Annotated in this window: 1 protein-coding gene; it reads left to right on the forward strand. The window is 50.5% G+C overall.

Going from position 1 to position 461, the window contains the following annotated elements:
* Nucleotides 1–461, forward strand: a 461-nt coding sequence (locus tag PY990_RS16235; protein WP_275272481.1) for a multicopper oxidase domain-containing protein, incomplete at both ends; no start/stop codon positions are given.

Below are 461 nucleotides of genomic sequence, written 5' to 3' on the forward strand. Positions count from 1 at the left end.
CATGCCGATGAGATGGTGCAAATGGCCATGGGCATGATGGGTTTTTGGGTGACTCACCCCAAAAACAAACATCCCTTGATTGATAACGTGGACCGAGATTTCTGTTTTCTGCTGAATGCCTACGACATTGATCCTGGTGCGTACACACCAAAGATCATGACGATGCTCGATTTTAATTTGTGGACGTGGAACAGCCGCGTGTTTCCCGGAATTTCGCCCTTGTGTGTTCGAAAAAACGACAAGGTTCGGATACGAATTGGTAACTTGACCATGACCAACCACCCCATTCACCTGCACGGCCATGAATTCGAGGTAAGTGGCACCGATGGAGGCCCCACACCCAAGGGAAGTCGTTGGCCTGAAGTGACCACCGACATCGCCGTGGGGCAAATGCGTCAAATTGATTTTCTGGCCAATGAGGAAGGCGATTGGGCCTTTCATTGCCACAAAAGCCACCACAC

This window comes from Limnobacter olei (assembly GCF_029087225.1).
Classification (GTDB): Bacteria; Pseudomonadota; Gammaproteobacteria; order Burkholderiales; family Burkholderiaceae_B; genus Limnobacter; species Limnobacter olei.